General features: G+C 66.0%; 19 protein-coding genes. 1 reads left to right on the plus strand and 18 read right to left on the minus strand.

Features of this window, described 5'->3' with window-relative positions; translation table 11 throughout:
- Nucleotides 1-19: 19 nt before the first annotated feature.
- Entirely contained in the window at nt 20-1,534 is a 1,515-nt protein-coding gene (gene lnt / locus ACJ8FR_RS02475; protein ID WP_407827022.1) for an apolipoprotein N-acyltransferase, read from the minus strand.
- An 89-nt stretch (nt 1,535-1,623) separates the two neighbouring features.
- On the opposite strand from lnt, the gene ACJ8FR_RS02480 reads away from it, so the two are divergent.
- The gene (locus ACJ8FR_RS02480) at nt 1,624-2,046 is read left to right on the plus strand and encodes a VOC family protein (protein ID WP_407827023.1); all 423 of its coding nucleotides are present in this window, start codon (nt 1,624-1,626) and stop codon (nt 2,044-2,046) included.
- Here the strand turns inward: ACJ8FR_RS02480 and ACJ8FR_RS02485 are convergent.
- The 17 genes from ACJ8FR_RS02485 to gstA all read right to left on the minus strand — a co-directional run bounded on the left by ACJ8FR_RS02485 (nt 2,043) and on the right by gstA (nt 15,116).
- Nucleotides 2,043-2,924, minus strand: coding sequence for a hemolysin family protein (locus ACJ8FR_RS02485; RefSeq protein ID WP_407827024.1), 882 nt, complete (start codon nt 2,922-2,924; stop codon nt 2,043-2,045). The two genes, ACJ8FR_RS02480 and ACJ8FR_RS02485, sit on opposite strands and share 4 nt — an antisense overlap.
- A complete protein-coding gene (gene ybeY / locus ACJ8FR_RS02490) occupies nt 2,924-3,427 on the minus strand; it encodes an rRNA maturation RNase YbeY (protein ID WP_407827025.1) in 504 nt (167 codons plus the stop codon). Before ybeY ends, ACJ8FR_RS02485 begins: the two co-directional genes overlap by 1 nt.
- Nucleotides 3,427-4,431, minus strand: coding sequence for a PhoH family protein (locus ACJ8FR_RS02495; RefSeq protein WP_407827026.1), 1,005 nt, complete (start codon nt 4,429-4,431; stop codon nt 3,427-3,429). The genes ybeY and ACJ8FR_RS02495 overlap by 1 nt, the downstream gene beginning before the upstream one ends.
- Nucleotides 4,431-5,738 (minus strand): tRNA (N6-isopentenyl adenosine(37)-C2)-methylthiotransferase MiaB, encoded by a 1,308-nt coding sequence (miaB, locus tag ACJ8FR_RS02500; RefSeq protein ID WP_407827027.1) that lies wholly within the window; start codon nt 5,736-5,738, stop codon nt 4,431-4,433. Before miaB ends, ACJ8FR_RS02495 begins: the two co-directional genes overlap by 1 nt.
- A complete protein-coding gene (locus ACJ8FR_RS02505; RefSeq protein ID WP_407827028.1) occupies nt 5,735-6,430 on the minus strand; it encodes a lysophospholipid acyltransferase family protein in 696 nt (231 codons plus the stop codon). The genes miaB and ACJ8FR_RS02505 overlap by 4 nt, the downstream gene beginning before the upstream one ends.
- Nucleotides 6,431-6,494: 64 nt before the next feature.
- Nucleotides 6,495-6,917, minus strand: a complete 423-nt coding sequence (locus ACJ8FR_RS02510) for a Fur family transcriptional regulator (protein ID WP_407827029.1) — start codon at nt 6,915-6,917, stop codon at nt 6,495-6,497.
- A 38-nt stretch (nt 6,918-6,955) separates the two neighbouring features.
- A complete protein-coding gene (locus tag ACJ8FR_RS02515) occupies nt 6,956-7,381 on the minus strand; it encodes a MucR family transcriptional regulator (protein WP_407827030.1) in 426 nt (141 codons plus the stop codon).
- A 116-nt stretch (nt 7,382-7,497) separates the two neighbouring features.
- Nucleotides 7,498-7,980, minus strand: a complete 483-nt coding sequence (locus ACJ8FR_RS02520) for a GNAT family N-acetyltransferase (RefSeq protein ID WP_407827031.1) — start codon at nt 7,978-7,980, stop codon at nt 7,498-7,500.
- Entirely contained in the window at nt 7,980-8,597 is a 618-nt protein-coding gene (tsaB, locus tag ACJ8FR_RS02525) for a tRNA (adenosine(37)-N6)-threonylcarbamoyltransferase complex dimerization subunit type 1 TsaB (protein WP_407827032.1), read from the minus strand. The genes ACJ8FR_RS02520 and tsaB overlap by 1 nt, the downstream gene beginning before the upstream one ends.
- A gap of 45 nt (nt 8,598-8,642) precedes the next feature.
- Entirely contained in the window at nt 8,643-9,215 is a 573-nt protein-coding gene (locus ACJ8FR_RS02530) for a NifU family protein (RefSeq protein ID WP_407827033.1), read from the minus strand.
- Between the two features lie 31 nt (nt 9,216-9,246).
- Nucleotides 9,247-9,864, minus strand: coding sequence for a cytochrome b/b6 domain-containing protein (locus ACJ8FR_RS02535; protein ID WP_407827034.1), 618 nt, complete (start codon nt 9,862-9,864; stop codon nt 9,247-9,249).
- 41 nt (nt 9,865-9,905) lie between these two features.
- Nucleotides 9,906-10,463 carry a c-type cytochrome gene (locus tag ACJ8FR_RS02540; protein WP_407827035.1) on the minus strand — a complete coding sequence of 186 codons (558 nt, stop codon included), beginning with the start codon at nt 10,461-10,463 and terminating at the stop codon, nt 9,906-9,908.
- A gap of 21 nt (nt 10,464-10,484) precedes the next feature.
- Entirely contained in the window at nt 10,485-11,384 is a 900-nt protein-coding gene (gene mmsB, locus ACJ8FR_RS02545) for a 3-hydroxyisobutyrate dehydrogenase (protein WP_407827036.1), read from the minus strand.
- Nucleotides 11,385-11,386: 2 nt separating this feature from the next.
- Complete coding sequence (locus tag ACJ8FR_RS02550) at nt 11,387-12,163, minus strand: enoyl-CoA hydratase (protein ID WP_407827037.1); 777 nt, start codon at nt 12,161-12,163, stop codon at nt 11,387-11,389.
- A complete protein-coding gene (locus ACJ8FR_RS02555; RefSeq protein ID WP_407827069.1) occupies nt 12,160-13,218 on the minus strand; it encodes an enoyl-CoA hydratase/isomerase family protein in 1,059 nt (352 codons plus the stop codon). Before ACJ8FR_RS02555 ends, ACJ8FR_RS02550 begins: the two co-directional genes overlap by 4 nt.
- A 14-nt stretch (nt 13,219-13,232) precedes the next feature.
- Entirely contained in the window at nt 13,233-14,375 is a 1,143-nt protein-coding gene (locus tag ACJ8FR_RS02560) for an acyl-CoA dehydrogenase family protein (protein ID WP_407827038.1), read from the minus strand.
- Nucleotides 14,376-14,492: 117 nt separating this feature from the next.
- Entirely contained in the window at nt 14,493-15,116 is a 624-nt protein-coding gene (gene gstA / locus ACJ8FR_RS02565) for a glutathione transferase GstA (protein ID WP_407827039.1), read from the minus strand.
- Nucleotides 15,117-15,124: the final 8 nt, after the last annotated feature.

Here is a 15,124-nt window from a genome sequence, read left to right on the forward strand (position 1 = left end):
AGCTTTATATGCGCGCGTCCTAGCGGCGGCGGCGGCCGAGCACAATGCCGCCGACGATCAAGGCGAGGCCGAGCAGCAGGGGGATGACATTGCCGAACCGGGCAAAGGGCGGTGGCGAGTTGGCGGCTGGCGGCAGCACCGCGTCGATCACTCCGGCGGTGCGCCACGGCAGCGATTTCACGACTTGGCCGCGCGCGTCGATCACCGCGCTGATTCCGGTGGGCGTCGAGCGCAGGACCGGCAATCCTTCCTCGGCGGCCCGAAGCCGCGCCTGGGCGAGGTGCTGCGGTGGGCCCCAGCGGCCGAACCAGGCATCGTTGGAGGGATTGAAGATGAACGCGGGACGATGCTTCTCGTCGACTACGTGGCCGGAGAAGATGATCTCGTAGCACAGCTCGAATCCGATCTTGCCCCACTCCCCGCCGATGTCGATGGTGCGAGGGCCGGGACCCGAGGTGAAATCGAGGTCGCCTGGCGCGAGGCGTGAAAGGCCGATCGCCGACAGCAGCGGCCGCATCGGAAGATATTCGCCGTAGGGGACGAGGTGCGCCTTGTCGTAGCGGCCGAGCACCTTCCCGCCCGGAGCGAGGGCGAACACGCTGTTGGCGGCGCCGTCGACGTGGACGCCGTCCTTCGATGCGATCGCGATGCCGCCGGTCAGCAGACGGTCGTTGGGTCCGAGCAGCGAGGCGGCCCGCGTGCGCTGGAAGTCGGCAAAGGTCTGGTGCTCATCGGTGCGGGCGTCGTCGAGCGGCTCGGTAACCGCGGCCTCGGGCCACAGCAGGAGCCGTGGCTCGGCGGAGGGCGGACCCGACAGCATCGCGAGCCGCCGCGCGGCCTCCTCGCCGAAGCCGGGGCGCCATTTGTCCTCCTGGCCAATGTTCGGCTGGATGACCCGAACGTCGACGACGGCAAGCGGGTCCGCCGGAACCGACGAGGACGGCAGGACGCAGAGCAAGATCGTGGCGCCGACGATCACCACCAGCGGCAGCCACTTGCGGTGGTACTCGAGCCAGATCGCGCCGCCGAGCATGACGGCGAGCCCGGAGAGGCCATAACTGCCGATCAGCGGCGTGGTTCTGATCAGCGGAGTCGAGGCGAGCGCAGCCGCCGCCGGGTTCCACGGGAAGCCCGTGAACATCCCCCCGCGCAGCCATTCCGTGATTGCCCAGGCCCCCCCGAGCACGATCACCAGGACCGCGCGGTCCTCGCGGCCGAACCGCCATGCGAGGCCCGCGGCGAGCGCCGGATAGACGGCGAGGTAGAGCGACAGGAGAAGGACCGCGACCCAGCCGAGCCAGGCGGGCATGTTCGACTGAAAGGTGAAGGCGGTCGCGATCCAGTTGAGGCCGATGACGAATTGTCCCAGGCCGAACGCCCAGCCGATGAGCAGCGCGCTCCCCATGCTCTTCGAGCGGCACAGGAATTCGCAGAGCAACGCAAACGCAACGAGGAGCAGCGGCCACAGGCCCACCGGCTGGAACGCGAAGGCCGAGGCTGCGCCGGCAAGAAGGGCGTACAGAACGTAGAGCATCGGATCCCGTCATTGCGGGGAGCGCAGCGACGAAGCAATCCACAAACGGCTCGATTGCTTCGCTACGCTCGCAATGACATGACAGGCCGATGAGCCTGCCGCCGTTCCATCTTGCTTTCCCGGTCGACGATCTCGCCGCCGCGCGCCGTTTCTATGGTGGGGCGCTCGGTTGCGCCGAAGGGCGCAGCGCGGATCATTGGGTCGATTTCGATCTCTATGGCCACCAGATCGTCGCGCACCTCGCGCCAGAGAAGGTTCAGGGCCGCATCACCAACCCGGTCGATGGCGAGAACGTGCCGGTGCCGCATTTCGGGATCGTGTTGCCGATGGACGAGTGGAAGCCACTCGCGCAGCGGCTGCAGGGCGCCGGCGTCGACTTCGTCATCGAGCCCACGGTCCGATTTGAAGGACAGCCGGGGGAGCAGGCGACGATGTTCTTCCTCGATCCCGCCGGCAACGCGCTCGAGTTCAAAGCGATGGCGAAGCCGGAGAATCTGTTCGCCAAAGACTAGGTTCGGTCGGAAGACATTTGTGGCGCGTGCAGCCGTACCCGGATGATTCGGCGGGGGTCGGAATCGACCGTTTCGAGCTTCCAGCCCGACGGATGGGTCACGCACTCGCCCTTGCCCGGGATGCGGCCGGCGAGCAGGAACATCAGGCCGCCCAGCGTGTCGACCTCGTCCTCGGCGGACGACAGCCGCGGATCGACCGTTTCGGCCAGCTCCTCGATCTCGACCCGCGCATCGGCTTCCCACAGGCCGTCGTCGAGCATCGTCAGCATACCGGCCTCGGCTTCGTCATGCTCGTCCTCGATGTCGCCAACGATCTCCTCGACCACGTCTTCGATGGTCACCAGCCCTTCCGTCCCGCCGAATTCGTCGACGATGATCGCCAGATGGACGCGCTGACTGCGCATCCGCGCGAGCAGCTCAATGACGCTCATCGACTCGGGCACGAACAGCGGCACACGCATCAGTGCGGCGAGCGACCGATCGCGCGACGGGTCGACGTTCGCGATGAAGACGTCCTTGATGTGGACCATGCCGACGACGTTATCGAGGCTTTCGCCGTAGACCGGCAGCCGGCTGTGGCCGGCGTCGGCGAAAGCGCGGACCAGATCATCGAAACTGATGTCGGACGGGACAGCCATGATGTCGCCGCGAGTCACGGCGATCTCGCCCGCGGTCTGCTCGCCGAAGTGCAGCAGGTTGCGGAGCATCTGCCGCTCGGTCGGCGAAAGGTCGCCGGCGACGGGCCGGGAATCTTCGGCCTCGTCGATCGCCTCTTCGATCTCCTCCCGAAGGGTCGGCTCGCTGTCCTCGCCGAAGATCAGGTGACGCATGCCGCGCCACAGCCGCGATGATCCGCCCTCGTCCCCGCGCGTCGCCATCAGGCGGGGACCTCGTAGGGGTTGGCGATGCCGAGGCGTTCAAGTGCGCGGGCCTCGCGCGCCTCCATGTCCGCGGCGTCGCGCTCGTCCCCATGATCGTAACCGAGCAGGTGCAGAGTGCCATGGACGATCAGATGGGTTGCATGGCTCTCCAACGTAATGCCCTTCTCCCTGGCCTCCGCCTCGCACACTCCGCGGGCGAGAACGATGTCGCCAAGCAACAGTTCCGTTTGGGCAAACCTTTCGTCGCGCAACTCATGCTCTTCCGCCATCGGGAAAGAGAGGACGTTGGTCGCTTTGTCCTGGCCCCGCCAATGCGCGTTAAGCGTGCGTACCTGCTCGTCCTTCGTCAGCCGCACCGACAGCTCGATTGTCCGTCCGAACTCGGCGAGCTGCGGAAAGGCGCTTTCGGCGATGGCGGCCTCGGCGGCGCGGCGGACGAGCTGCTCCGAGAAGCGGCTACTGTCCCATTCCTCATCGGCGTCGAGCGCAATCTCAAGCATCACCGCCCCGGTCCCTCATAGGCTTCGACGATCCGCCCGACCAGCGGGTGGCGCACCACGTCGGCGGCGGTGAACCGGACGGTCGCGATGCCCTTCACCTGGTCGAGTTTCTGCACGGCGTCGGCGAGGCCCGACTTGGTGGGGTCGGGCAGGTCGACCTGGTGGGGATCGCCGCAGATCACCATCCGGCTGCGCATGCCGAAGCGGGTGAGGAACATCTTCATCTGTAGCGGCGTGGTGTTCTGCGCTTCGTCGAGGATGATGAAGGCGTCGTTGAGCGTTCGGCCGCGCATGAATGCGATTGGCGCGATCTCGATTTCGCCCGAGGTGATTCGGCGCTCGACCTGCTCGGTCGGGAGCATGTCGTACAGCGCGTCGTAGAGCGGGCGGAGATAGGGGTCGACCTTCTCCTTCATATCGCCGGGGAGGAAGCCGAGGCGCTCGCCGGCCTCGACCGCGGGCCGCGACAGGATCAGCCGGTCGACGCTGCCGCTGATTAGCTGCGACACCGCCTGGGCGACCGCGAGATAGGTCTTGCCGGTGCCCGCCGGCCCGAGTGCGAAGATCATGTCGTCGCGCCCCAGCGCTTCCATGTAGATGGTCTGCACCGGCGAGCGCGGGACGATGGTCTTCTTGCGCGTGCGGATCATCACCCGCGGCGCCGAGGTGACCTCCTCCTGGATGATGCCGTCGAGGTTGGGCTGGGCGGCCATGCCGAGCACCGCGTCGACGGCTTCGGCATCCACGTCCTGGCCGTGGTCGAGCCGATTGTAGAGGCCGGTCAGCACGTCGCGGGCACGCGACGCGGCGTCCGCTTCGCCCTCGATCTGAACGCGATTGCCGCGGGCCGAGATGTGCACGCCGAGCCGCTGCTCGATGGTGATCAGGTGGCGGTCATAGTCGCCGAACAGGGGGCCGAGCAGGTACGGCTGCTCGAACTCCAGCTCGAGTCGGGCGCGGCCGGCATCGTTGGCGCCGACGGCGGCAAGGTCGCGGCGCGCCATCAGGCGGCCGCCCGGCGGCGGACCGCGCCGGTCATGCTGTTCGGCCCGGCTGCTACGAGGGTCAGGTCGAGGATGGCGCCGGGCTGCGCATCGGTCTCGACGTGGACCGACTGCAGCCACGGCGAGCGGCCGATCATCTGTCCGGGGCGCCGCCCTTTGCGTTCGACCAGGACCCGAGTCTCGCAGCCGACCTTCGATCGATTGAAGGCAAGGCTGTGCTCGCCGATCCGCGCCTGGAGCCGGCGCAGCCGCTCGTCCATGGTCTCGGTTGCTATGTGGTCCTCCATGGTCGCGGCCGGAGTGCCGGGCCGCGAGCTATATTTGAACGAATAGGCTGAGGCGTAACGCACCGCATCGACGATGTTCAGCGTGGCTTCGAAATCCTCCTCGGTCTCACCGGGGAAGCCAGTGATGAAATCGCCGGAGATCGCAATGTCGGGACGGGCCGCGCGCACCTTTTCGATAATGGCGAGATAGGTGTCTGTCGTATGATTGCGGTTCATGGCTTTCAGGATGCGGTTGCTGCCCGACTGCACCGGCAGGTGCAAATAGGGCATCAACTTGTCGATCTCGCCATGAGCGGCGATCAGTGTATCCGACATGTCGGAGGGGTGGCTGGTGGTGTAGCGGATCCGCTCGAGGCCATCGATTCTGGCAAGCGCGCGGATCAGCTCCGCAAGGCCGCGGTCCCCGTCCGCCCAGGCATTCACATTCTGTCCGAGCAGAACGATCTCGCGCGCGCCGGCCTCGACCAGCAAATGTGCCTCTGCGACGATATCCGGCCAGGGCCGCGAGATCTCGGCGCCACGGGTGTAGGGCACGACGCAATAGGTGCAGAATTTGTCGCAGCCTTCCTGGACCGTGAGAAATGCGGAGGGCGCGGCACGGCGTCGCGCGGGAAGCGCGTCGAACTTCGCCGCAGCGGGCATGTCGGTGTCGACCGGGCGCGCACCCCGGCTCGCTTCGGCCACCATTTCCGGGAGCCGGTGATAGGCCTGCGGACCGACCACCAGGTCGATCATTGGCGACCGCCGCTTCGCTTCAGCGCCCTCGGCCTGGGCGACGCAGCCGGCCAGCGCGATCAGCGGTTTCGAGCCATCCTCGCGGCGCAACCGCCCGACGTCCGAATAGGCTTTCTCGGCCGCCTTCTCGCGGATGTGGCAGGTGTTGAGCACGACCAAATCGGCGTCCTCACCATCGGCGGCAGCGTTCATGCCCTGATCGCCCAGTAGCTCGGCCATGCGCTCGCCGTCGTAGACGTTCATCTGGCAGCCGAAATTTTTGATTCTGAAAGTCTTGGGGGTCATTCGACCCCACCTATAGGCGAGTGTCCCGGCGAGGTTAAGCCGAGCCTTTGCACGATCGCCTCGCGCGCCGCCTGCGTGAGCTGCTTGCGGTCGCCGGTGCGGTGGAGCGGCTCGAGGACGTCGATCGTCACCTGCAGCGTACCGCGGCGGCCGAGCAGGCGAAGCACATTGTCCTTGCCCGGCTCATCCCACCAGCCGATCTCGGCTGCCGTATTCCCATAGTCGATGGCGATAGGGCGGATCTCGACGTCCCGCCCGGCGAAGTTGGCCGCCTCGAGCAACGCCGAGCGGAACGGAAGCAGGTGCGTGCCGGGACCGGTCGTGCCTTCCGGAAAAAGCATGATCGGTTTGCCGCGCTCCAGCGCCTGGGCAATGCCCACCGCCTGGTCTTTTGCACCTTTGCGGTGCGTGCGCTTGACGTAAACCGTCGCGTTCTGGTCGGCGAGCCAGTGAATGAATGGATGGCCGAGCTCGTTCTTCGACACGAACGCGCAGTCGGTCGAGCCGCCCAGCACGAGGATGTCGAGCCAGCTGACATGGTTGGAGACGAGCAATGTATGCTGGCCGATGGCGCGCCCTTTGACGCGAACGCGCGCGCCCGCGATCCAGGCGGCGGCGGCCAGGAAACGCCTGGGCCAGCGAGAGCGGCGGAACACCGCCTTGGTGAGGATATGAATCGGGCCGACCAGCATGAACAGGCCGGCGAGCCCCGCAATGCGCAGCGCGGCCCGGCCATTCAGTCGAACGGCGGTCGGCTCAACGATCGCGATCGACCGAGACGCCGTAGAGCTCCATGCGATGGTCGACGAGGCGGAAGCCTAGCTTTTCCGCGATCCGCTTCTGCAAGGTTTCGAGCTCGTCGTCGACGAATTCGATCACATTCCCGGTCTCGACGTCGATCAGATGGTCGTGGTGGCTTTCCGAGGCAGCCTCGTAGCGCGAGCGGCCATCGCCGAACTCATGGCGTTCGAGGATTCCCGCCTCCTCGAACAGCCGGACGGTGCGATAGACGGTCGCGATCGAAATGTTCGGGTCGACCGCGACCGCGCGGGCGTGCAGCGTCTCGACGTCGGGATGGTCCTCGCTGTCGCCGAGCACGCGCGCGATCGTCTTGCGCTGCTCGGTAATGCGCAGCCCCTTGTCGGCGCACAGCGCCTCGATGTCGATCTTGCGCGTCATTCGGCCAAGTTAAGTGCGCGGCTCGCGATTTGCGAGCGTTACTTGCCGCCGCGCGGGCGCCGCCGCTTGGTTCCCAGGCCAATCGACTTGGCGAGCGCGCGTCGTTGCTCGGCATAATTGGGTGCGACCATCGGGTAATCGGCGGAAAGGCCCCACTTCTGGCGGTACTGGTCGGGCGTCAGATTATAGTGGGTCATCAGATGCCGCTTGAGCATCTTCAAACGTTTCCCGTCTTCCAGACAAACGATGTAGTCCGGTTTGATCGAGGAGCGGATCGAGACTTTCGGTTCGAGCTTAGGCTCCGCCGCGGCTGCGCTCCCGGAAATGGCGGACAACGCGCCGTGCACGTTCTGAATAAGATTCGGCAAGTCGTTGACGGCGACGCTATTATTGCTGACGTGGGCGGCGACGATGTCGGCCGTAAGCGTGAGCAAAGTATCTTCGTTGGTTTCCAATTCGGCCATTACACTATCCTGACTTCGAGCAGAGGCAGTGCAGTCAAGCACTGCACAGCGCGATTACTACGCCGCTCTTCGAAGCTCTGCAACAATCAGGCTAAGTGCCGACCCATTACAAATACTTAACTAAGCTGATGAGCCAATGTGACTGCGTCGAAACGGCGTCCGTCCGAGGCATGATAATAGTTGCGGCGGCGGCCCACCGGCGCGAACCCGGCCTTGCGGTATAAGCCGACCGCGGAATTGCCGTCGCGAACTTCGAGATGGACGCGGACCACTCCATCGTTTCGGGCGCGGTACAAGAAGTCGTCAAGCAGCATTTGGCCGACGCCGCGGCGGTGGTGAGTCGGCAGGACCGCGATCAGCAGCAACTCCGATTCGTCGGCGACCGTGCGAAACAGCGAGAAGCCGATGGCGTGTCGGCTGTCCGGGTCGCGCGCAAGGATCAAGGAGACGCCGGCCATCGGCAGGATGCCGCCGAGCTGAGAACGCGTCCACGCCTCGCCAAAGCGGCGGCCGAAGGCGTCGTCCATGATCGTCATCACCGCGTCCATATCCTCCGACGATCCGGCTTCGACGCGGAACCGTTGCTCGACCGTCGCCATCATGCCGCCTCGGGCACCCGGGCGTCGGGGGCGCGGGCATAGACCGGCCGCGGGGCCAGGGCCCGCTGCGATGTGGACAGGCGCAGTGCGTTCGCCGCCGAGGGCCAGAGCTCGCGCGCTTCGCCCCAACCGCGAGCAGCAACGAGCTGCGCCGCGCCGGATCCGACGACCAGCTCGGAACGGATCGCGTGAGCGGCATCTGCCGGCGGCAGGTTGAGGAGTGGAGATGTCGGCGCGAGGCTCGCCGCATCGAACTGCTGCACGAACAGCTCGCCATGGCCGCCAGTGACCGCAGCGGCGACGTCGTCGTCGTCGTCATCGTTGGCGCCGGCCGCCAGCAGAGCAAGCGAGGACATGCCGCGGAGTTCCGCGCCCCAACCGATCGCGAGGCCGTGTGCCGCGGCGATCGCAACCCGGATGCCGGTAAAGCTGCCCGGGCCGACCCCGACCAGGATGTCCCTGGGCGCGCGGCCGTTCAGAAGCTCGGCGATCATCGGCAAAAGCCGTTCGGCATGGCCGCGCCCGATCATTTCGTCGACCTGGCCCAGGCACGCGCCGGCGCCATCGAACAGAGCAGCCGTGCAGGCGGCACTCGAGGTGTCGAAGGCCAGGATCATCGACGGATGATGGTCACAAGCCGCGCGCAGCCGCAACCCCTTGAATTAGACGGCTTCGACCGACTCCACTTCGGGCACGTAATGGCGAATCAGGCTTTCGATGCCGCGCTTCAGGGTCACGGTCGACGACGGGCAGCCCGAGCAGGCGCCGTGCATCGACAGATAAAGGTGCCCGTCCTTGTAGCCTTTGTAGACAATGTCGCCGCCGTCCTGCGCGACCGCCGGCCGCACCCGCGTTTCGATCAGTTCCTTGATCTGGTCGATGATCTCGGCGTCGGCCGGGTCCTCGCCATAGTCGGTGTCATCGGCGACGAGGATGCCTGCGGCGGATCCAGCCGCGAACAACGGCGCGCCGCTGACGAAGTGGTCGAGCAGGGTCTCGAGCACCAGCGGCTCGAGGTCGGTCCACGACACCCCCGGCGCGGCGGTCACAGAGATGAAGTCGCGGCCGTAGAACACGCCTTCGACCATGCCGCTGTCGAACAGCGCCCGAGCGAGCGGCGAGGCTTGGGCGCTCTCCGCATCGGCGAAGTCGCGCGTGCCTGCGTCCATCACATTCTGGCCCGGCAGGAACTTGCGGGTAGCGGGGTTGGGCGTTTGCTCGGTACGGATCAGCATGGCGGCGATGTGGCCCTAAGGCTCGTCTCAATCAAGAGAAGGGCGGCGCGCCGGCGACGATCCAGCGCACGATCCCGAGCGCGGCCGCAAGGCAAATCAGGGCGAGCCACCATTTGGCGGGACGCATCGGCCGGGTGCCGGGGTCGAGCACGGCGCGGCCGGTGATCATCGGCTTGGTTAAGCGCTTGCCCCTGAAGCGGTAGAAAATGATCGCGGCGACGTGCAGGACGATCAGCGCGAGGACCACGTTGAACCATAGCTCGTGGATGTCGCGCGCCTTGTCCGACGTATCGCTGCCGACCAGCCGGGCGAGCGGGCCCATGTAGAGGCCGTCTTCGTCCTGGCTGACCAGGCCCAGCCCAACTTGGACGATGACCGCCAGGAAGATGGCGATGACGCTGAGAGCGCCGAGCGGCGTGTGGCCGGCCCCACTCCACCGGCCGCGGAGGTAATCGGCCACCGCCCTTGGGCCGCGCACGAAGCTGGCGAAGCGCGCGGTCGAGCTGCCGACGAAACCCCACAGAAGGCGGAAGATCAGCAGCGTCAGGATCGCGCATCCCGACCAGATGTGCCAGTCGGTGTGGTGGTTGTGGACCGACCACCAGCTGAACGCGATCAAACCGGCGAGCAGCCAATGAACCAGTCGCACGGGCAAGTCCCAGAGCGGCTGCGACATGTCTTCAGCCGAGCTCAGTGGTGCATCTCCGACCGGTACTTGTCGTGGCAAGCCTTGCAGGCACCGCCGAGGTCGGCGAAGCGCGCCTTCGCTGCATTCGGATCATTGCCAGCGGCGGCGGCGCTGAACCGCTGCGCAGCGTCTTGGAAATTGCGAAGCTTGAGCGCGAAATCCGCCTTGTTCTGAGGTTGCCAGATTTCGGGCTTGGCCCCGGTCTTGCCGACTTCCGGCCCGGTGCCTTCGGGAAACCAGCCGGAAGCCTTGCTGGCCAGCTGGTTGATCGTCGTCGCGGAAGCGCGGACCACGCCCAGATCGGGCGAGGGCCCGCCAAGCTCGCGGTGGAGCGCTTTGAAATTCTTGCCGATCGTTTCCATGCCCTCGTGCCGCTCGTGCATGACTTTCGTTGCGTTGCCGAGCGACAGGCGCGCTTCGAGGTTGGACGCGGCCTGGTTCACGTCGCGCGAATCATTGCTGATGTTCGCCTGGGCATTGTTCGCCTGGCTCGTCTCCGGACCGCCGCAGCCGCTGGTGATGGCGAGACAGGCGGCGATGGCGAAAGGTGCGATACGCATGGTTACTCCTAGTTTGACGGGCTAGTTTTGCCGACCTTGTCCTGGTTCGTCGATCATCCTGATGATCCCCGAGAAGTCCTTCGAACCGCCGCCGCCCTCGACGAAGCGCTCATAGAGCGCCTCGGCCTCGGCGCCCATCGGCGTATAGGCGCCGACGCTGCGCGCCGCATCGGCGGCGAGCTTCAGGTCCTTGAGCATCAGCGCGGCAGCGAACCCGCCCTCGTAGCCATGGTCGGCGGGCGTTTCAGGGCCGACGCCCGGCACCGGGCAGTAACTGGTCATCGACCAGCTCTGGCCCGACGCCTTGGACGAGATGTCGAAGAAGGTTTGGAGGTCGAGGCCGAGCTTCTCGGCCAGCGCGAATCCCTCGCAGGTGGCGACCATGGTCGCGCCGAGAATCATGTTGTTGCAGATCTTCGCCGCCTGGCCCGCCCCGAGCTGGCCGGCGTGGATCACCGCCTTGGCCATCGGTTCGATGAAGGGCCGCGCGCGCTCGAACTGCGCGTCGCTGCCCCCGACCATGAAAGTGAGGGCTCCCGAGGCCGCGGCCGCGATTCCGCCCGAGACCGGGGCGTCGAGGAAATCGAAGCCCTTGGCCTGCATCGCCTCGCCGACCTCGCGCGCGCTGGCGACGTCGATCGTCGAGCAGTCGATCAGCAGGGTGCCGGGCTTGGCGTTCGGAGCAATGTCGTTGGTGAAGACGGCGCGGACATGCTGCGCGGCGGGGAGCATGGTGATGACGACGTCGGCGTCCTTGACCGCATCGGCCACGGAAGCGGCCGGGGTGCAGCCGCCCTCCTGCGCATGCTTAACCGCATCGGGAACGAGGTCGAACGCGCGGACCTCATGCCCCGCCTTGGCAAGGTTCGGCGCCATCCCGCCGCCCATGTGGCCGAGGCCGATGAATGCGATCTTCGCCATGGCTAGCGTCCCTTCCAGTTGCCGGGCCGCTTTTCGACGAAGGCGGCCATGCCTTCCTTCTGGTCCTCGGTGCCGAACAGGCCGTGGAATAGCCGGCGCTCGAAGCGGATGCCTTGGCCGAGCGGGATTTCGAACGCGGCGTTGACCATTTCCTTGACCGCCATCGCCGCTAGCGGCGGCATGGCAGCGATTGCTTCGGCGGTCTTGAGCGCCTCGTCGAGCAACTCAGCGGCGGGAACGACCTTGGCAACGAGGCCGGAGCGGTCGGCTTCCTCCGCTCCCATCATCCGGCCGGTCAGGCACATTTCCATCGCCTTCGCCTTGCCGACGGCATGCGCCAGGCGCTGCGAGCCGCCCATGCCGGGCGTGACGCCAAGCTTGATCTCCGGCTGGCCGAACTTCGCCGTATCCGCGGCAATGATGAAATCGGCCATCATCGCCACTTCGCAGCCGCCGCCGAGCGCGTAGCCCGCGACCGCGGCGATCCATGGCTTGCGGGTCGCTGTGACTTTCTCCCAGCCGGCGAAGAAGTCCGACGAATACATGTCTGCAAAGCCCTGGTCCGACATCTGCTTGATGTCGGCGCCAGCGGCGAATGCTTTGTCCGAGCCGGTGAGCACGAGACAGCGCTGCCCGGGATCGGCGTCATAGACGGCAAAGACCTGGATCAGCTCTTTCAGCACCTCGCTGTTGAGCGCATTCAGCGCCTGCGGCCGGTTCAGGGTGACGAGCGTCACCGCGCCGCGCTGCTCAACCAGGATGGTATGGTACTCGCTCATGCGTTCGTCTCCGGGAACGGCGTCCAGCCTTCGGTTTCGGGCAGTGGCGCGAAGAGGACGTCGAGCATCTCGTCCGTGACCTCTTCGGGCGTTGCCGGGTCCCATTGCGGGTCGCCGCTTTTGTCGATCAGCAGCGCGCGCACCCCCTCGCGAAAATCGTGGGTGCGGGCGACGCGACCGGCGAGCGCATATTCGGTCTTCATCTCCTCGGCGAAGCTGGTCCGCTTCGCGCCCTCGGCCATCAGCCGCAGCGACACCTTGCACGACAGAGGGCTCTTGTTGCGCAGGGTCCCGAGCTCGGTCAGCGCCCAATCACTCTCGTCGGCCTCGAGCGCGGCGAGCACGTCCTCCAGGCGGTCGGACGCGAACAGCTTGGTGATCAAGGGCAGGTTCTGCTCGATCTTGGCTTCCGGCGGATTGGCCGCGAACGCACCGATCGGCCCCTGCACGCGCTGGGGAGTCGTGGCGATTCGGTCGATCATGTCGGGCAATGCCGCCTGCTCGACATAGTGAGTGGCCAAGCCAAGATATTGACACTCGGCGCCGTCGAGCCTCGCCCCGGTCAGCGCCATGAACTCGCCGACGCGGCCGGGCAGGCGCGGCAAATACCAGCCGCCGCCGACGTCGGGAAACAGGCCGATGCCGGTCTCCGGCATGGCGAATCGCGTGTTCTCGGTCGCGATCCGGAAATCGCACGGGAGCGAGATTCCGACCCCGCCGCCCATCGTGATCCCATCCATGATCGCGACGGTCGGCTTGGGGTAAGTGAACAGCAGATGGTTGAGCCGGTATTCGGCGAAAAAGAACCGCTTGGCCTCGGCCGCGTCCTGATTTCCGCTGCGCGCGATCATCACCACGTCGCCGCCGGCGCAGAAGCCGCGGCCCTCGGCATGGTCGATGACCACCGCTTCGACGCTGTCGTCCTGCATCCAGCCGAGCAATGCGGCGCTCATCGCCTCGCACATCTGGGTGGTGAGCGCGTGAATCGCCTTGGGGCGGTTGAGGCGGATTCGTCCGACCCGGTCCTGGGTCGAGATCAGGACGTCGCCAGTCATTTCGCTGACCAGATTCACTGGCGGAGCAGGTCGCGGCTGACGATCACGCGCATGATCTGGTTGGTGCCTTCGAGGATCGAGTGGACTCGAAGGTCGCGCCAGAACCGCTCGATGGGATAATCCATCAGATAGCCGTAGCCGCCGTGGAGCTGGAGCGCGCGGTCGACTACCGAGGAGCCAGTGTCCGTGGCAAGCCGCTTGGCCATCGCCGCGAACTTGGTCTTGTCGGGGGCGTTGGCGGTGACCTTGGCAGCGGCGACGTAAAGCAAATATCGCGCGGCCTGGAGCTCGGTCTCCATGTCGGCGAGCGTGAATTGTGTCGCCTGGAAATCGGCGATCGGCTGGCCGAACTGCTTGCGCTCCTTGGTGTAGCGGATCGCCTCGTCGAGGCAGCGCTGCGCGCCGCCCAATGAGCAGGCGCCAATGTTCAGCCGCCCGCCGTCGAGGCCCATCATGGCGATGCGGAAGCCCTCGCCTTCGGCGCCGACGCGGTTCGCGAGCGGGACCCGGACCTCGTCGAAATTGACCTGGCTCGTCGGCTGCGAGTGCCAGCCGAGCTTCTTCTCCTGCGCCCCGAAGCTCACTCCGGGCATATCCTTTTCGATCACCAGCGCGCTGATCCCCTTGGGGCCGTCTTCGCCCGTGCGGACCATCGCCACCATCACGTCGTTCGCGCCGGCCCCCGAGATGAAGGCCTTCGACCCGGAGACGACATAATGGTCGCCATCGAGCACCGCCTTGGTCTTGAGCGCTGCGGCATCCGAGCCGGAGGACGGCTCGGTCAGGCAGTAGCTGCCCATCGACTCCATCGTGATCATTGCCGGCAGATATTTCTGCTTGAGTTCGGCCGGGCCGAAACGGTCGATCATCCAGGCGACCATGTTGTGGATCGAGATGAACGCGCTGGTCGACGGGCAGCCGTACGCCATCGCTTCGAAGATCAGCGCGGCTTCCAAGCGCCCGAGCCCGATCCCGCCGCTCTCCTCGGACACGTAGATCGAGCCGAAGCCGAGCTCGGCGGCCTCGCGGATCGTGTCCTTCGGGAAGATATGCTTCTCGTCCCACTCCGCCGCGAACGGGGTGATCGCGTCCGCGGTGAATTTGGCCGCCATCTCCTGGATCTGGAGCTGGTCGTCGGTCAGGTCGAACTGGCTCATTGCGGCGGGCATTAGGGGGCGGACTGGCCGTCATCAAGGCGTGCCGTCATTGCGAGCGTGGCGAAGCCATCCACGGGTCTGGATTGCCGCGTCGCCTGCGCTCCCTCGCAATGACGATTAAGTTGTCGTCTCCTCCTCAAGCAATCCTTCGAAGCGGAGGACGTTGCGCACCGACCGTCGCTCCAGCATCCCTTCGTGGAAGGCCTTGAGATTCGGCCAGCGATCGAGGCCGCCGAGCATCTTGTCGGTCCAGCTGGTTATGACAAACAGATAGGGGTCAGGGAGCTTCACATCCTCGCCGAACAGATAGGGACCGGCGCCGAGCTCCTGGTCGATATAGTCGAGCTTCTTGCCGAGGTCGCTAATGACTAGCTGCTTCATTTCGTCGGTCGCGTTCGGGTTAAACAGGAAGCCGAAGCGCTTGTGCAGCTCGGTGGTGATGAAGTTGACCATCTCGAGCACTCGGTAGCGGCGGAAGTCGCCCATCGGCGGAAGCACCTCGGGCCAGTTCGCGCGGTCGCCGAGATATTGGAGGATAACGGCATTCTCGGTCAGCACCTCGCCGCTGTCGAGCTCGAGGGCGGGCACCGCGCCCTTCGGGTTCACGGCGAGATAGTCGCTGCCGTCCTCGAGCCTTTTGGCTCGAAGGTCGACGCGCGCGGCGTCATGCTCGAGGCCGATCTCGTGGAGCAGGATGTGGGGCGCCTGGCTGCAGGCGCCGGGCGAGTAATAGAGCTTCATCGCGCGCT

Source organism: Sphingomonas sp. (assembly GCF_045810705.1).
Taxonomy (GTDB): domain Bacteria; phylum Pseudomonadota; class Alphaproteobacteria; order Sphingomonadales; family Sphingomonadaceae; genus Sphingomicrobium.

Excerpts from the sequence above, each read along its gene's own strand:
- lnt (WP_407827022.1), bottom strand. The coding sequence starts at position 1,534 with ATGCTCTACGTTCTGTACGCCCTTCTTGCCGGCGCAGCCTCGGCCTTC.
- ACJ8FR_RS02480 (WP_407827023.1), top strand. The coding sequence starts at position 1,624 with ATGAGCCTGCCGCCGTTCCATCTTGCTTTCCCGGTCGACGATCTCGCC.
- ACJ8FR_RS02485 (WP_407827024.1), bottom strand. The coding sequence starts at position 2,924 with ATGGCGACGCGCGGGGACGAGGGCGGATCATCGCGGCTGTGGCGCGGC.
- ybeY (WP_407827025.1), bottom strand. The coding sequence starts at position 3,427 with ATGCTTGAGATTGCGCTCGACGCCGATGAGGAATGGGACAGTAGCCGC.
- ACJ8FR_RS02495 (WP_407827026.1), bottom strand. The coding sequence starts at position 4,431 with ATGGCGCGCCGCGACCTTGCCGCCGTCGGCGCCAACGATGCCGGCCGC.
- miaB (WP_407827027.1), bottom strand. The coding sequence starts at position 5,738 with ATGACCCCCAAGACTTTCAGAATCAAAAATTTCGGCTGCCAGATGAAC.
- ACJ8FR_RS02505 (WP_407827028.1), bottom strand. The coding sequence starts at position 6,430 with ATGCTGGTCGGCCCGATTCATATCCTCACCAAGGCGGTGTTCCGCCGC.
- ACJ8FR_RS02510 (WP_407827029.1), bottom strand. The coding sequence starts at position 6,917 with ATGACGCGCAAGATCGACATCGAGGCGCTGTGCGCCGACAAGGGGCTG.
- ACJ8FR_RS02515 (WP_407827030.1), bottom strand. The coding sequence starts at position 7,381 with ATGGCCGAATTGGAAACCAACGAAGATACTTTGCTCACGCTTACGGCC.
- ACJ8FR_RS02520 (WP_407827031.1), bottom strand. The coding sequence starts at position 7,980 with ATGGCGACGGTCGAGCAACGGTTCCGCGTCGAAGCCGGATCGTCGGAG.
- tsaB (WP_407827032.1), bottom strand. The coding sequence starts at position 8,597 with ATGATCCTGGCCTTCGACACCTCGAGTGCCGCCTGCACGGCTGCTCTG.
- ACJ8FR_RS02530 (WP_407827033.1), bottom strand. The coding sequence starts at position 9,215 with ATGCTGATCCGTACCGAGCAAACGCCCAACCCCGCTACCCGCAAGTTC.
- ACJ8FR_RS02540 (WP_407827035.1), bottom strand. The coding sequence starts at position 10,463 with ATGCGTATCGCACCTTTCGCCATCGCCGCCTGTCTCGCCATCACCAGC.
- mmsB (WP_407827036.1), bottom strand. The coding sequence starts at position 11,384 with ATGGCGAAGATCGCATTCATCGGCCTCGGCCACATGGGCGGCGGGATG.
- ACJ8FR_RS02550 (WP_407827037.1), bottom strand. The coding sequence starts at position 12,163 with ATGAGCGAGTACCATACCATCCTGGTTGAGCAGCGCGGCGCGGTGACG.
- ACJ8FR_RS02555 (WP_407827069.1), bottom strand. The coding sequence starts at position 13,218 with ATGACTGGCGACGTCCTGATCTCGACCCAGGACCGGGTCGGACGAATC.
- ACJ8FR_RS02560 (WP_407827038.1), bottom strand. The coding sequence starts at position 14,375 with ATGAGCCAGTTCGACCTGACCGACGACCAGCTCCAGATCCAGGAGATG.
- gstA (WP_407827039.1), bottom strand. The coding sequence starts at position 15,116 with ATGAAGCTCTATTACTCGCCCGGCGCCTGCAGCCAGGCGCCCCACATC.